This window comes from Acetobacter orientalis (assembly GCF_000963965.1).
In the GTDB taxonomy this organism is placed as follows: Bacteria; Pseudomonadota; Alphaproteobacteria; order Acetobacterales; family Acetobacteraceae; genus Acetobacter; species Acetobacter orientalis.
In genome coordinates, this window is sequence record NZ_BAMX01000035.1 from 1 (window position 1) to 15,149 (window position 15,149).

Consider the following 15,149-nt stretch of genomic DNA (forward strand, 5'->3'; position numbering starts at 1 on the left):
CATGATGGCGTCCTTTTTTCTGAGCTGCCTGTGCGGCAGTGAAGTAGAAGGGAAAAAGAGATACGCTTAAGAAAACAAAGGCTTAAGGGGTTTTAGTGCGTTTACCCCTTTTTTTGAGGGTGGTTTTTAAGGCTTTGATTTTCAAAGAACTTTTTGGGGTGTTTTAAAAAGGGTCAAAAAAGGGTTTGTTTAGGTACTGTAGCTAGGCTTGTGCAGAATAGCCAGTTTTAAGGCGTGTTAGCCCCTGCTTTTGGGGCAGGGTAAGTAGTTATTTTTTAGAGGCTGAAATACCGGCCGGGGCTGTTTCGTCTAATATGACGGTGGCTACCAGAGCGGTTATTAAAAACCCGGCCCCCACAATTTCTGCCGTAAGGTGGTAATGTGGGTCTACAAAGCGCAGCACACCTGCAAGGGCAATGCCAATAAGGCAGGCAAGGCGGAGTGTCATTTGCATGGGGTGTGCTCCTTATCACACAGCAGCTTTGTGCTGGGTGGTTTTTCTATCAGGCCGTAACAGGGCTGGGTAGGGGGGTGCCAGCCACAAGGGCTGCAACATTGTCGAGAGCCAGCATGCACATGGCGGTACGTGTTTCAACCGTGGCGCTGCCTACGTGGGGGGTCATAAATACGTTGGGCAGAGCTAAAATGCGTGGGTCTGGGTTGGGTTCGTTACGGTATACGTCTAGCCCGGCACCGGCTAACTGGCCAGAACGAAGGGCGTCTATCAGGGCGGTTTCATCTATCAGGGCGCCGCGTGCGGCGTTAACCAATACGCTGCCACGGGGCAGCAGGCCCAAGGTGCGGGCGGTCATAATAGGTTGGCCGTTGGGGGCTGCGGGTAGGTGCAGGCTTAAAATATTACATTTGGGCAGCATCTCTTCTAGGCTGGCGTAGTAGGTTGCGCCTTCTTCTTGCGCGGGGTCTAGCTGGCGGCGGTTGTGGTAGAGCACGTTCATTTCAAAACCATGTGCGCGGCGGGCTACGGCTTGGCCAATACGGCCCATGCCAATAATGCCAAGCGTTTTGCCGGTTACGCGGTGGCCTAGCATTTCGTCCATGCCTAGGGTGTGGCCCCAGCCTTTTTTCATGAGGGTATAATACTCAGCCGCGCGGCGGCAGGCGGCAATTATAAGCATCATGGTTAGGTCTGCGTTGCAGTCTGTTAGCACGTCTGGGGTGTTGGAGACGGCAATGCCGCGTGCCAGCAGGGCGGGTACGTCTAGGTGGTCTAGGCCAACGCTCACGGTTGCTACCAGTTTAACGCAGTCTGGCAGGGCCGCTATGTCTTGCCCTTTAAGGGGGGCGTGGTGTGTGACCAAAACAGCAGTGGGCTGGAACTCGTGCGCTAGCTTGAGAATGGCTGCTGTATTAAGCGGGGTTGCCGGGCTGGGCGGGGCAAGAAACTCTGCCTCGATACGTTTTTCAGCTGCGGCAAGAAGCCGGACAGAGCGGATAAGGCGCGGTTTATCAGCAGACATGGGCAGTCCTGAAACAAAGGAGGAAGAATTGAATTTTGGCGTTGCTACGCTAGCATAGCGTGCACCAAAACATCATGTAATGGCTCTAACGGAAAAGAAAGAGCCGGGTTGAAACTCTGGCATAAACAATTCAGTGACTGGTTGGCCCGTGTAAGCAGGCAAACAGAAAGAAAGAGCAGACATGGCCGAACAAGCCCTGACACCTGAACTTATGCTGGGCGCATATGCCGTTGGGCTTTTTCCTATGGCGGCCAACGCAGAAGACACAGAGCTGCAATGGTACGACCCAGACCCGCGCGGGATTATACCGCTTGAGGGGTTTCACCTTCCGCGCCGCTTGCAGCGTACTGTGCTGTCAGACAAGTTTAGTGTGACCGTAAACCAAGACTTTGCCGGAGTTATGCAAGGTTGCGCCACCCCCGCCCCAGGGCGGGAGGAAACTTGGATAAACCAAGAAATTTTTACCCTATTCTGTGCGTTGCATAAAATGGGGTATGCCCACAGCGTAGAATGCCGCCTCAATGGTGAGCTGGTAGGGGGCTTGTATGGTGTAGCGCTGGGTGGTGCTTTTTTTGGTGAGAGTATGTTTAGCCGGGTTACAGATGCGTCCAAAGTTGCGTTGGTGCATTTGGTTGCACGTTTACGCCTTTGTGGCTTTAGCGTGCTGGACACTCAGTTTGGCACAGACCACCTAGCCCGTTTTGGTGGGGTTGAAATACCGGCACAAGACTATAAGGCCAGTTTAGAGCGGGCTGTCCAGATGCTGCCATGTTGGCGCGATACTGTGCCAGATGATGTGATAAAAGCCGAAATAAAGGCCATGCGTGGGGCTTAACCCCGCACAGCCATAAGAGACCGAGCGTTTGAGGAAAGAGAGAGTAATGACCATAAGCCAGCGTGGCCGCAAACCAAGCCTGCTGACCCTATGCGGCCTTTTGGCCAGTGCGCCATTTTTGGTGCCAAGCGTGGGGTTAAGCGCGCCTGCACCTGCTGCGGCCTCTGGCCAGCCAGAGCAAACAGCCCCCGCTACTGTGGCAGACCACCCGCGCCTTAGCCCCGGCCGCGATGCCACAATTGACTATGTTTTTCAGCCCCAGCCCCCGCCAGAGTTGGTGCAGGCAGGCAAAGTGCCCAGTGGGCCTTTGCCAGAGCGGCATGTGCAGGTGCTGTTTTCAGGCGATGGCGGGCTTATGCGTATTCGCTATTTAAAAGACATGACCGACACCAACCCGCGTGGCTCTGTTATTTTGAACCGCGCGGCACAAGAAGTGCTGGTGATACTGGACGACCGCAAAATTTATACGCGCCTTGTGCAGCAAGAGGTGGCGCGTAGCCCGTTTTTGCTCGATATGTCCATGCAGTTTGTGCGCAAGAACCAAGCGCAGGTTAGCGGCCAGCCCTGCACAGTGTGGGGGGTGCAGTCACCCCAAGGTAAAGGCACGGCGTGCGTTACAGATGACGGGTTTATTCTGGAGCAAGACGGCGTAGATGTTGATGGGCTGCACGGCCACTTAAAAGCCCTGCATGTGTCGTATGATGATGTGCCAGCCAGCGCTTTTATGCCGCCTTCTGGCTACCAAGAGGTAACAGCCCACGCCCCACAAGCTGGCACAGCCCAAAATGATGGGCCGCAAGAGGGGGCAATACCGGCCCCTGCCACTAGCCCAGTGCCGGGTGTAGGCCCCACAACACGCATGCCCTCCGGCACAGATAACCCACAAGGCCCACAACCCAGTGAGGCCACACCATGAGCGGTTTTAAAACCACCTTGTTACGCCATACAGGCGTAGCGGTTGTGCTTGCGGCGGGAGTGGCCATGCTGCCCTTGCAGGCTCAAGCTCAGAAAGCCCCTCAAAGTCCTGTGGCTCCCGAGAGCCTTTATGGGGCGGGGGCTACGCCTAATATAGCCGCGCCAGACAGCACTGCCGTATGTGACCGTGACGGCCCGTGCATTACCCCCGCAACCGATGCAGATATTGTGTATGAGCTGACATCCCCGGTGGGAGATGCAGCCATAAAGCAGCGCATGCGCTGGCAGGTTGCTGCCCTTAAACAGCGCTTAGACCCAGAAAATACCAGTGTTTACATGGTAACGTCTTGGCCGGAGCATACGCTAAGCGTGGTAGATTTAAGCCGCAAACGCTTTAGTGTTATGCCAGCCCCCAGCCAAGGCCTGACCCCACCGGGCCATATTGCCATGACGGGCACCTATGCACGTTTAGGGAGTTCCATAGTAGCGGGTGAACGCTGCACAGTGTGGCGCACAAAGGATACCGACGGACACGCCAGCGACGTATGCTATACCCCAGACGGTTTGCTGTTGCAGGTTGCACAGGGCCAGCAGATAACAGTGCGCGCCCTGAGTGTAAGCCGTGCCACCCAACCGGATACGGTTTTTACTATTCCGGCAGGGTTAAAACAGGAGGCACCGGCTACACCATAAGCACAGGCGTGTTCCGGTATGCGCTTATTGAGTATGCAGGAACACGGTATGGTTAAGCAGACAGTTTTTGGAACATGTGCCCTAGCGCTGGGAACCCTGTGGGGTGTTGTAGCAATGGGGCAGGCTGCACAGGCGCAAACGCCTGTTACGTCCAACGGGTTGGGTACGGTAGCGCTTAGCACCAATGGGCAGGGTAGTATTTCTATTTGTGCCAACAGCCTGTCTAAAGGTGCCGAGACAGATTTGCTGGTTGTACCTTCTGGCACCGTGTTTGCGCAGCAGGCCAGCACAGGCAAGCAGGGCGCACAGGCTTTTGTTACAACCGAAACCGTAACCCTTACCCACATGCAGCCCTGTGGCTTAACAGATGGCTCAACCCTTGTGTCTCATACGCGGCACTGGCTGGTAAACCCGGTTAAAGCTGGGGCTGATGTTGTTTTTCATACCGTGGGGGAAGTAAGCGGCAACGGGCTTGATACAAGCTTTGATGATGAAACGCTGGGCTTACGGGCAGCTTTTAAAAACGGGTCTATTATAGCCCATGTGCAAGGCCCGCTGCATGACACAGTGTACCTGACCGAAAGTGCCGCAGACATAGAAGACCCAGACGCCCCGCAAAAACCCTAAGCCGGGTGTAATGCGCTTTAGAAGATTTTGCGCAATACGCCGGGCAGCAGCACGGAGTAGGGGTTTACGTGAAAGTCTGGTTTATCCAGCTTGCCAGAAAGGCCGAAGGTCATGGCCAGAAAGCCCCCATTTTTCTCGGGGCTAAACAGGCGGCCAACACCGGGCAGTTTGCCGGGTAATTTGTTAAAGGCAAAAATGGGTACAACGGTGCCATCTAGGTCTAGCTTGCCGTGGTCTAGGTCAATATCGCCCTCAAGCGTGGCCCCAAGGGCATCGTTGCCTGTGCTGCCATCATGAATGCGCAAAACACCGTCTGAAAAGGATACGGGGAGCGAGAGGTGCGTTACCTCAAACTCAGGTGATTTGCGGCCATTGAGCCAGCCATAAAGCGACAGGTTCCGTGCCAGCAGCACGGTTTCTGGCGCTTTGGTGAGAACAAAGGGGGTTACTTTTAGCTCGCCCTTAAAGGGGGCTGCGGGCAGGCTATCGTTAAACGAGCCGGTTAGGGTGGCCTCCCCCCCTTTAACATTGGGTAGAATATTAAAGGCCGACAAAAACTCGCCCATATCTGGCACAACGACATGCAGGCTGCGCTTGGTACCATTGGGGGTTAGGTGCATGGCAACAGGTGTTGGCCCGCGCATGCTAAAGGCCATACGCTCTAGCCTTAGGCCATTATGCTCAAAATGGGCTTTAACGGTACGCAGCGGCGGTTTGTTTTGGTTATAGAGCAGGGCGTTGGCTTGCAGCTCTATGTCCCACGCATTGCCCGGAGGGCCGTGTAGCGTACCACTTGCGGCCTCTGGCACATGGTAGCCGCTCTCTTTTTTAGGGGGGGCTGCGGGGTCGGTCTCCATAAGGGGGGAGAGGTCAAGCGTGTCGGCATAGACCCCTACCCGAATGGTTTTGTCTTGCGTGGCATAAGGCAGCACAAGCCGCGCATGGCCAGTCGAGCGGTCTATACGGAAAGAAGAGACAAGCAGTTCTGGTGCGGCATTAGGCTTAATAGCGGCTTGGCCCCGTACATCTAGGTTGGGGCCAGAAGCTTGTAATTTATTAACGCCCGTAATGTGCCCGTCTAGCAAAGCTAACTCTGCCGAGACCTGTGCAGGCCGCCCTGCGGCTTTGTGCCATAGCGGTATAAGCACTTGGGCGGGGGTTAGGTTAAGGGCAAGGTTAACGGTGGCCTGTTTGTTGGCAAGGCGGGTATAGTCAACGCCCAGTTTGGCTTTGCCATCAAAATGGTTACCCACGGCAATGCCCGCGGCCATGGCGCTGGCGGGGGTAATGGTGGCCATAACGTGGGCTTTTTCAGCGACATCGGTTGGTTTGAGCGAGCGAAAATCCATGAAGTAAGACAGGTCTGCCGGAAAGCCGCCAACAGCGGCGTGGCCTGCCAGATCCATTTTTTCGGTGGTGGCGCTCAGGTTAAAGGCGCCATCTGTAATGGCGCGGTTCATAACCACATTGCCTAAATGTGCATGGGTAACGTGGGCATGTGCATCGACCGTCATTTGGTCTGTTGTCACATCGCTATCAAGCGGCAGGGTCAGGGTAAAATCTACTGCGGCTATGCCTGTTGGCTTGGTAAAGCTTAATGGGTGACGGGAGAGAAGATGCAGCCGGTTTTCTGTGAGCAGCGCTAAAATATCGCGCAGGTTACCATGGAGCTGTGTGGCAATGGTGCCGGTTTGGTCTTTTTTGGTAAGGCCAGCAATGGTCATGCTGCCGGGGCCAGCCTCAACACGGCCAATGCCGCGTGCGCCAACATTTTTGTCGGCTAGGTCAATAAGCTGGTAGCCGTGGTCAAAGTTAATTTTAAGGGTGTCTAGCCCTTGTATTTCTAGGTGGGCCTCTAACTCGTGCAGGGGGGAGATAGGGCGTAACCAATGGACGGTAAGGCCAGAGGCATCGACCCCGCCGGTAGCCCCGGTTACATTGAGGCCTTTCCAACCTGTGGCGCTATGCACAGTGAGCCCAACATGCAGGTTATGCGCCAAACCGGTTGTAATATTTTCAGACACCCAGCGGCGGCCACCTTTGGCCGCAGTTTGGGGCCAAAATTGTGCAATATTGGCAAAATCGACTTGTGGAATAGCTACCCCGACCTGCCCAGACAGGCTTTGCGGGCTAAACAGGTCTGAGGCGTTGAGCACCCCTTGGCCTTGTACGGTAATACCTTTTTCTGGCGTGTTAGGCTGCGTGGGGTCTAGCAGGTCTAGCGTTAGTGCCTGAATGGTTAAAATAGCTGGTGTATGGGTGGTTGAGTGTTGGTTAAGTGCCAAATGCACCTGTGTGCTGGCGTGCTTAAGCAGGTAGGGGCTGTGGGCTACCTCAAGCGCGCCTGCGCCTACCTCAACAGCTACATCTAACGTATTAGGCAATAGCCACGCGCTTTTTTGGGCACCAGCAAAGGTTGCGGTGGCAGAAAGGCCGACCGTATTTTTAATGCTGGCTAATGCGGGGGCCACTTTTGCAAAGCTGGCGGGTTGCGTTGGGGCAAGGGTTATAAGCCATTTTACCGTATGGTCTGGCTGGCGTGTGCCTGTAGCAGCCAGCTTAAGCTGTGCCCCAGTTTTTTGACCAGTTATGGTAAGGTTACCCGCGCCAGTTATACCGTATTTACCGTGCTCTGGGGCAATATGGAGAGTGCCTTCAACAGGGCTTGCTGTCCAATGCGTACCGGTAAGCTGGTCGTCCATTGTTATAATGGCATCGTGCAGGCTGAGCTGCTCAATATCTAGCAAAGGCCCAACGCTGGGGCTGGAGGGGCTGTGCTTGGCCTGCGTGGGGGCACTATCTTGTGCGGCAAGGCCCACGGTGCCATCGGGTTTACGGCGTAGGGCTAACCTTACACCGCGTACATCGAGCGTGCGTAAGCCTACTGTGCCATGCACAAGAGCCAGCGGGTCGAGCGTTGCTTGTGCCGAGCGAATAAAGTCTGGTGTATCGTTATTGGCTTTAAGCAACTGCACAGTGTCTAAAGACACAAGAAATGGTGCGCGCCAGCCCTGTGTAAGGCTGTTCCAGCGTAGTTCTGCCCGGCCTAGGGTAAGCTTGGCGGCTGGTGGCTGGCCGGGGGCGCCCTCTAGCACGGTTAGGGGTAAAAATGGCCGTATTGCTGGCGTAATATTGACCGGCCCAAAGAGCATACGCACCAGCAAAGCCGCTACCGCAAGTACTGGTAACACGATAATAATAACAAGCGACAAAGCACAAACGCGCATAACGCGCTTATGCAATGGGCGAGGGAGGTCTTGACCAGTTGAAGTCAACGCAGCAACCCTTTGCTCTTCACTAGAATGGTCAGACCATGCCGCTTGTTACACAGCCTTCGTTTAAAGATATTCGCCAGCCCCGCAGCGCCCGCACGCCACGGCTCTGGCCAGATGCCATGTGGCCCGCGGCGGCTAACACACAGGCTGCCGCCCATTTTGAAGAAGATATGCGTGCCGCCCTGCAAGAAAGTGGGCAGACAGACGTGCTGGATATGCCCGGTGCGGCTGCTTTGCTGACATGCCTTGGCGGCAACAGCCCTTATTTGTCTGACCTTGCGCGGCAGGACACAGATTTTTTTGTAACTTTGCTGCAAAAAGGCCCAAGTGCGTGCGCGACCGAGGCATTTGCCACACTGGCTGAATGTGACTTTACAGCCGAGCGTACCCATGTGGCCGCCAGCCTGCGGCAGGCAAAAAAACAGGTGGCCTTGCTCTGTGCCATAGCTGATATTGGCGGTTTTTGGCCGCTGGAAGATGTAACGCAGGCACTCAGCCGTTTGGCTGAAACTACGCTGGAGGTAGCGCTCAAGCATTTATTATGGGCCGCCCACGATTCTGGTCAGATACAGTTGAAAGACCCCAAACGTCCAACATATGGCTGTGGTTTTTTTGTGCTGGCAATGGGAAAGCTGGGGGCACGGGAACTTAATTTCTCCTCAGATATCGACCTGATGGTGCTGTATGACCCATCTGGCTACAAGCAGCCAGACGCTGTGCGGCGCGTGTTTATTCGTATGACTAGCGATCTTGTGAGCCTCATGGAAGCGCGCGATGCGAATGGCTACGTCTTTCGTACCGACTTGCGGCTGCGCCCAGACCCTGCATCCACCCCGCCTGCGGTGTCTGTGCAGGCGGCCATGGTGTATTATGAAAGCCTGGGTCAAACATGGGAGCGTGCTGCCATGATCAAGGCGCGGCCTGTTGCCGGAGACCTAACACTGGGCCGGAGCTTTCTTGAAGCCATACGCCCTTTTGTGTGGCGCAGGCACCTTGATTTTGCCTTGATAGATGACATCCATACCATGAAGGCACGGATAGACCGGTACCGCAATACCGGGCGTACCGGTTTGGCCACCTTAGCTGAAAGTACGGTGGCAGACCCTGCCGCCAGTATGCAGTGGCTGCTAGGCCATAACCTTAAGTTGGGGCAGGGCGGTATTCGAGAAATTGAGTTTATTGCGCAAGCCATGCAGTTGGTATGGGGCGGCAGAGACCCCACCCTGCGTGATAAAACAACCTTTGGTGCGCTTAAAAAACTCGTAAAACTGGCTTATTTACCGCGGGAAGAAGCCGAGGTGCTGGCCCGCACATACCGCTTGTTGCGGGATGCTGAGCACCGCTTGCAAATGCGCGCAGACTACCAGACCCATTCTTTGCCAGAGCAGGCAGACGCTTTTAACGCTTTTGCTGTTTTCATGAATTATTCAGACGGGGAGGCACTGGCGCTCGACCTGCTGCCCCGCATGCGTGAAGCCCGGCGTATTTTTGAGCGCCATTTTGTAACGCAGGCCCAACCCGCCGAAGAACAGGACAAAACGCTGCTGGCGGTGGCGCCAGATGATGAGAACTCTCCTATTTTGTTGCAAAATGTTGGGTTCTCGCCCGAGCAAGCGGTCGAGGCAGCACAGGTGCTTGCCCGTTGGCAGGGTAATAGTTTGCGTGCACTGCGCTCTGAGCGGGCGCATGCGCTTTTGCGTAATTTGCTGCCAGCCCTTTTGGCCAGCTTTGCAACGCGCAGTAACCCCTTGGCATGCTTACGCCGGTTTGATGCTTTGCTGGCACGGCAACATGCCGGGGTGCAGCTTCTCTCTTTGTTTGAGCGTAACCCAGCCCTAATAGACCGCATTGCCGCCTTGTTTGATGCTTCTGCCTTTTTGGCAGACCACTTGGCAGATAAACCTTCTGCACTAGAGGGCTTACTGGAGCCAGAGCCGGAAGAAGGGCGGAATGTCTTAGCCCGCCTGCGCCAACTAGCGGCTGAAGTAGAAGATACAGAAATGCTGGTAACGGCTCTGCGGCCTTTACTGCGGGGTGAAGAGTTTAGACTGTCTGTGGCCGTGATCGAAGGCCGCATGAGCGAAGATGAAGCCGAGCGTGCCCGCACAGCCTTGGCTGACACGATTATGATAGTGCTCAAACAGGCTGTAGAAAAAGACCATATACGCCGCTATGGCCGTGTGCCGGGCGGGGGTATGGCGGTTATAGCCTTGGGTAAAGCTGGCTCGCGGGAGATGATGCCCGGCTCCGACCTTGACCTGCTTTTGGTATTTGACCACCCAGAAGCACAACAAATGAGTGTTGTGCCCCAAACCCCCAGAGCCAAAACGCCAGAAGGGTTTTTACTCCCTGCACCGCGTAGCGTGAGTGTGGGGCAATATTACACCCGCCTTGCGCATGCTTTTATTGCGGCCTTAACTGCGCCGGGGCCAGAAGGCCCGCTTTATGCGGTGGATATGCGCCTGCGTCCCTCTGGGGCCGCAGGGCCAGTTGCCGCAGCCCGCCAAGGGTTTTTGCAATACCACCGTGATGCCGCTTGGACATGGGAGCGCATGGCCTTAACGCGCGCCCGCATTATTGCTGCCCCCATAGCGTTACGGCACGTTTTAAGTGCCGATATTGCTGCTATTTTAGAGGGTAAGTTACGCAAACCAGAACCCACTAAGGCAGAGGTATTAGAAGATGCCCGTGCCATGCGGGCACGCTTGGCCCGAGACCTGCCGGCAACCAGCCCGTGGGACATTAAGCGCCGCTCTGGTGGCCTGATGGAGGTGGAATTTATAGGCCAAACCCTGCAACTGGTTGTGGCAGATAAAACTGTACGAGACACCTGCACACGCAAAGCTTTGGTTAAATTGGGTAAAGCTGGGGTGCTTAATAGTGCGCAAACCAAATTGCTGTTGCAGGCAGATAGCCAATGGCGGCGCTTGCAATGTTTGTTGCGCCTGCTGTGCGGGCCGGTGCCGCCGCTCGATCTTGAAAAAGAGCTGGCTCCGCCGTCTCAGGCTATTTTGTTGCGCGCCATGAAAGTTAAAACGCTGCCAGACCTTATTAGCCAAACCAGCGCTCTTGCACGGGCGGTAAGAGCCTGCTTTGCGCAAACCATAGGCACCGTGCAGGAAGGCGATGCTTTTGCAGAAGTTATGCTAGAAGAAAGCGGAATATAACCCCACAGCTTGGCCTTTAAAACGTAGCCTCTACCGCCCAGACGGAACGGGGGCGGCCGTTAGGTGTTGGGTAAAGGCTCGTTTAAGTTACTCATAAGGGAGAAAAAAGAGAGATGGCACAGCAATACAGCCTAAATGAAGGCGATAGCGCGCCCAATTTTTCAATGCTTGCTAGCAAGCAGCGGCATGTAAGCCTAGCAGACCTAAAAGGTAAGGCGTTTGTGCTGTATTTTTACCCCAAAGCCGATACCCCCGGCTGCACCACAGAAGCCTGCGGTTTTAACGAGGCTTTGAAAGAGTTTGATGGTGCAGGGCTAACGGTTATTGGTGTATCGCGGGATACGGTAAGCAAACTTGATAAATTTGCCGATAAATACGCTCTCGACTTTCCGCTGGCTTCAGACGAGGCGGGGCACGTAACCGAAGCGTATGGGGTCTGGGTTGAAAAAACATTGTACGGCAAAACCCATATGGGCATTGAGCGCTCAACATTTCTGATTGGGGCAGATGGAAAAATTGCGCGTATTTGGCGCAAAGTAAAAGTGCCGGGCCATGTTGAGGCTGTGCTGGATGCAAGCAAAGCTCTTTAAAAGGTAATTTTAAAGCATAGAATTGGCAGGCTTTCTGGGCTTTTTGCACTTAAAATTAGCCAGCTTTTCTGCCCGTAAACCATTAGTGGCATTTTTTGCCGTGTTCAGTTTGTTTGTACAAGCTGGCAGGGTAGGCGTGGTGCTTAAAACCATAAAGCAGCCAGTTTCTGTGTAGGTATGGCGGCATAAAAAATGGGGCGCAAGGCGCCCCATTTTTGGTTGTTGAGCCAGTATTTTTTACCAGCCTGCGTAATACCCGTTGGGGGCATAATAGCCCGGTGCTGGTGCTACAGGCACAACTGGCACAGCATAAACTGGTGGGGGTGGAGGGGGTGGCGGAGCATAAACAACTGGTGGTGGCGGTGGGCCATAAGAACCGCCCATGGCAGCACCGGCTAATGCGCCTACAGCTAAACCCCCAATAAGTGCGCCTGCAATAGCGCCGCCATGCCCGCCGTGGTGATGATAGTAGCCGGGGCCACCGCCCCACCGGCCGCGTGGTGGCGGGCCGCCCCAATGTGGGCCACCACCACCCCAACCATAACCGCCGGGGTACGCCTGAGCCGCCGGAACAGTTGCCAATAGGGTACCTGCGACCAACGGCAGGGCGAGAAACAGTTTTGTAATACGGCGCATAACGTGCCTCCTTCAAACAAGGAAGCGGAGAGGCTAAGCCTGTCCGTTTCTAGGTATGAATAAAGGCTTGAGTCGTGGCAATTTAAAGGCCGCATCTGGGCGCGTTTAGGGTATTTTGACAAAAAGGCCGCTAAAAAGCGGCCCCTGTTACGCACTCTTTGCAAGGCGAGTGTTGGCTTAGCCTTGGGGGGTATCCTGCTCCAGCGTGGTCTCTTTTTTAAGGGTAAGCACCGTTAAAAGGGTAACTGCAGCACAGGCCGAAACATAGTAGGCAAACCATGTGTCGTGCCCCATCTGGCGGCACCATAGGGCAATATATTCGGTTGTGCCGCCAAAGAGAGAAACCGTAACGGCATAAGGTAGGGCAACGCCTAAAGCCCGAATTTGCGTTGGAAAAAGCTCGGCTTTTACAACAGCATTAATAGAGGTGTAGCCCGAGGCTATGAAGAGGGCGAATGTAATAAGCCCAAATGCTGCCCAAGGAGAGTGCACGCCAGAAAGTAAAGAAAGCAACGGTACGGTGCCAAGTGTGGCGCACGTGCCAAAATAAAGCAGTAGTGGTTTGCGGCCAATACGGTCAGACAAAGCGCCAAAGGCGGGCTGCATAAGTGCAAAGACCAACAACGATGCAGAAGAAACCAGAGTAGCAGTGTCTTTGGCAAAACCGAGCGTGTTGGCCAAATATTTTTGCATGTAAATAGTGTAGGTATAAAACGCGACTGTACCCCCTAACGTCATACCGCACACGGTTAAAACAGCACGTTTATGCTGCAATAAAACCTTGATACCACCTTGGGTTTTCTTTTTATGGCTTTGTTCAAAACGCTCACTTTCCTGCATGTGGCGTCTGAGCCAGAAAATGAGAAGGGCCCCGCCAGCACCCAGCAGGAAAGGCACACGCCAGCCCCATGTTTCAATTTGGTGGGGGGTAAGAAAAACATATTGCATAAGCAGCAAAATAACGAGAGCAAGTAACTGCCCCATAACCAGCGTAACATACAAAAACCCAGACCAGAAACCCCGGTTGGCTGGGGTAGACATTTCAGCCAGATACGTGGCTGAAGCGCCGTATTCTCCACCAAGGCTTAGGCCTTGCACCAGCCGTGCTACGAGCAAAATGGCTGGGGCCAACAAACCAATTTGTTGGTAGGTTGGGCAAATGGCAATGGCCAGAGAGCCAAGGCACATAGCTGTAACAGAAAGTGTTAGGGCGGTTTTACGGCCGTAACGGTCTGCTGCGGCGCCTAAAAGCCACCCCCCAATAGGGCGCATAAAAAAGCCAACGGCAAAAATGGCGGCTGCATTTAAGAGTTCGGCTGTTTCGTTGCCATGCGGGAAAAAGGCATGGGCAAAATAGATGGTAAAAGAGGAATAAACGTACCAGTCGTAATATTCTAAAAGATTTCCGGCAGAGCCAGCCAGAATGCCGCGAATGCGCTGAGCGGTGTTCATGTGGGGGGTGTCCTGTTGTCTTGGGCCGGTTCTGGTGGGGGTTTAAGTTTTATCGGGGGAGTGGGTGAGCGCTGCGTGTAGCTTGTTTGTATCTAATGCGTTTTCCCAGCGGGAAATAACAAGTGCGGCAACAGCGTTACCAACAAGGTTGGTAAGAGAGCGGCATTCAGACATAAAGCGGTCTATGCCTAAAATAAGCGCCATGCCGGCAACCGGTACGCTTGGCACAACCGAGAGAGTGGCTGCCAGCGTAATAAAGCCAGCCCCCGTAACACCCGCAGCACCTTTTGAGCTTACCATAGCTACGAGCAATAGTGCCGTTTGTTCAGACAGGCTTAAATGCACATCTGTGGCTTGGGCTATAAAAAGGGCGGCAAGGGTCATGTAAATATTGGTGCCGTCTAGGTTAAAAGAATAGCCCATAGGCACCACAAGCCCAACAATACCTTGGGGGCAGCCTGCTTGTTCAAGCTTGGCAATAAGGCCGGGCAGTGCAGATTCAGAAGAGCTGGTGCCAAGCACAATGAGCAGCTCTTCTTTAAGGTACCGAATAAGGCGAAAAATACTAAAGCCCATGCAGCGGGCTACCAGCCCTAAAATACCGCATACAAACAAAAAAGCTGTAAGGTAAAAGGCCAGGACAAGCTCAAGCAGGTTGCCAATGGAGCTTACCCCAAAGCGGCCCACGGTAAATGCCATAGCCCCAAAGGCCCCAATAGGGGCTGCGTACATAACCAAGCGTACAACGCCAAAAACAAGTTCGGTTAGGCTTTTAAAAAAGCTGAGAATACTCTCACCTGTGCGGCCCATCTGGGCAAGGCTGATGCCAAACAGAATGGCTACCAGCAGCACCTGCAAAATTTCGCCCGAGGTAAACGCGCCCGCTGTTGTGGCCGGAATAATGCGCATTAAAAATTCGGTAAAGCCATGCCCATGTTGCGCTTGGCTTACAAAAGACGCAACAGACCCGGCATCGAGCGATTTAGGGTTAATGTGCAGCCCGTAACCGGGTTGGGCTACATTGGCTACAACCATACCCACAATAAGGGCAAGGGTAGAAAAAAACAGAAAATAGGCCATGGCTTTGCCTGCCACGCGGCCTGTCTGTTTTAGGTCGGCCATGCCTGCAATGCCGGTGCACACGGTTAGAAAAATAACCGGCGCAATAACCATTTTAATAAGTTTAACAAACCCATCGCCTAACGGGCGAAGAGCCGCGCCAAGGTTGGGGAAGAAATAACCGACCAGAATACCAGCAACAACAGCGACAATAACTTGAATGTAAAGCGCTTTGTGGCGAGAAGATGCTGACGGTTTTGGTGCGGACGACATCGCGGAGGAAGGCAGATGCACGCTGTTATTTCCCTGTTCTTATTTGTTATTCTTGGTAGGTCGTTTTCTGTTCTGGTTGGTCTATATCACCCACAAGCAGGCCATGTCATTGCATTATCGTGATGGATCAACGCATTAAGCTTAGACAT

General features: G+C 54.1%; 12 protein-coding genes. 6 read left to right on the top strand and 6 right to left on the bottom strand.

Translation table 11 applies throughout. From position 1 onward, the window contains the following. Positions 1–268 precede the first annotated feature (268 nt). Both Abor_RS11395 and Abor_RS11400 read right to left on the bottom strand, forming a co-directional pair. Positions 269–454, bottom strand: a complete 186-nt coding sequence (locus tag Abor_RS11395) for a hypothetical protein (protein WP_048842021.1) — start codon at positions 452–454, stop codon at positions 269–271. A 49-nt stretch (positions 455–503) separates the two neighbouring features. After that, positions 504–1,478, bottom strand: a complete 975-nt coding sequence (locus tag Abor_RS11400; RefSeq protein WP_048842022.1) for a 2-hydroxyacid dehydrogenase — start codon at positions 1,476–1,478, stop codon at positions 504–506. A 181-nt stretch (positions 1,479–1,659) separates the two neighbouring features. Here Abor_RS11400 and aat point away from each other — a divergent pair, with 181 nt between their 5' ends. Genes aat through Abor_RS11420 form a run of 4 tightly spaced genes read left to right on the top strand, consistent with a single transcriptional unit; the run spans position 1,660 to position 4,548 of the window. After that, on the top strand, positions 1,660–2,313 hold the full coding sequence (aat, locus tag Abor_RS11405; RefSeq protein ID WP_048842023.1) for a leucyl/phenylalanyl-tRNA--protein transferase: 654 nt from the start codon (positions 1,660–1,662) through the stop codon (positions 2,311–2,313). A gap of 46 nt (positions 2,314–2,359) precedes the next feature. Beyond that, on the top strand, positions 2,360–3,229 hold the full coding sequence (locus tag Abor_RS11410) for a hypothetical protein (protein WP_048842024.1): 870 nt from the start codon (positions 2,360–2,362) through the stop codon (positions 3,227–3,229). Further along, complete coding sequence (locus tag Abor_RS11415; protein ID WP_232015074.1) at positions 3,226–3,921, top strand: hypothetical protein; 696 nt, start codon at positions 3,226–3,228, stop codon at positions 3,919–3,921. Before Abor_RS11410 ends, Abor_RS11415 begins: the two co-directional genes overlap by 4 nt. Before the next feature lie 48 nt (positions 3,922–3,969). Continuing rightward, the gene (locus Abor_RS11420) at positions 3,970–4,548 is read left to right on the top strand and encodes a hypothetical protein (protein WP_052946432.1); all 579 of its coding nucleotides are present in this window, start codon (positions 3,970–3,972) and stop codon (positions 4,546–4,548) included. Positions 4,549–4,565: 17 nt separating this feature from the next. Here the strand turns inward: Abor_RS11420 and Abor_RS11425 are convergent, their stop codons facing one another. Beyond that, positions 4,566–7,823: an AsmA-like C-terminal region-containing protein gene (locus Abor_RS11425; protein ID WP_048842025.1), complete on the bottom strand. Its 3,258-nt coding sequence runs from the start codon at positions 7,821–7,823 to the stop codon at positions 4,566–4,568. A gap of 38 nt (positions 7,824–7,861) precedes the next feature. Between Abor_RS11425 and Abor_RS11430 the strand changes: the two genes are divergently transcribed. Both Abor_RS11430 and bcp read left to right on the top strand, forming a co-directional pair. Continuing rightward, on the top strand, positions 7,862–10,990 hold the full coding sequence (locus Abor_RS11430) for a bifunctional [glutamine synthetase] adenylyltransferase/[glutamine synthetase]-adenylyl-L-tyrosine phosphorylase (protein WP_084594510.1): 3,129 nt from the start codon (positions 7,862–7,864) through the stop codon (positions 10,988–10,990). A gap of 113 nt (positions 10,991–11,103) precedes the next feature. Beyond that, complete coding sequence (bcp, locus tag Abor_RS11435) at positions 11,104–11,580, top strand: thioredoxin-dependent thiol peroxidase (protein WP_048842026.1); 477 nt, start codon at positions 11,104–11,106, stop codon at positions 11,578–11,580. A gap of 237 nt (positions 11,581–11,817) precedes the next feature. Here bcp and Abor_RS11440 read toward each other — a convergent pair whose 3' ends face one another. The 3 genes from Abor_RS11440 to Abor_RS11450 form a co-directional block, all read right to left on the bottom strand. Then, positions 11,818–12,216, bottom strand: a complete 399-nt coding sequence (locus Abor_RS11440; RefSeq protein ID WP_048842028.1) for a hypothetical protein — start codon at positions 12,214–12,216, stop codon at positions 11,818–11,820. A 177-nt stretch (positions 12,217–12,393) separates the two neighbouring features. Then, on the bottom strand, positions 12,394–13,668 hold the full coding sequence (locus Abor_RS11445) for an MFS transporter (RefSeq protein ID WP_048842029.1): 1,275 nt from the start codon (positions 13,666–13,668) through the stop codon (positions 12,394–12,396). 42 nt (positions 13,669–13,710) lie between these two features. Then, positions 13,711–15,000 (bottom strand): dicarboxylate/amino acid:cation symporter, encoded by a 1,290-nt coding sequence (locus Abor_RS11450; protein WP_048842030.1) that lies wholly within the window; start codon positions 14,998–15,000, stop codon positions 13,711–13,713. Between the last annotated feature and the right edge of the window lie 149 nt (positions 15,001–15,149).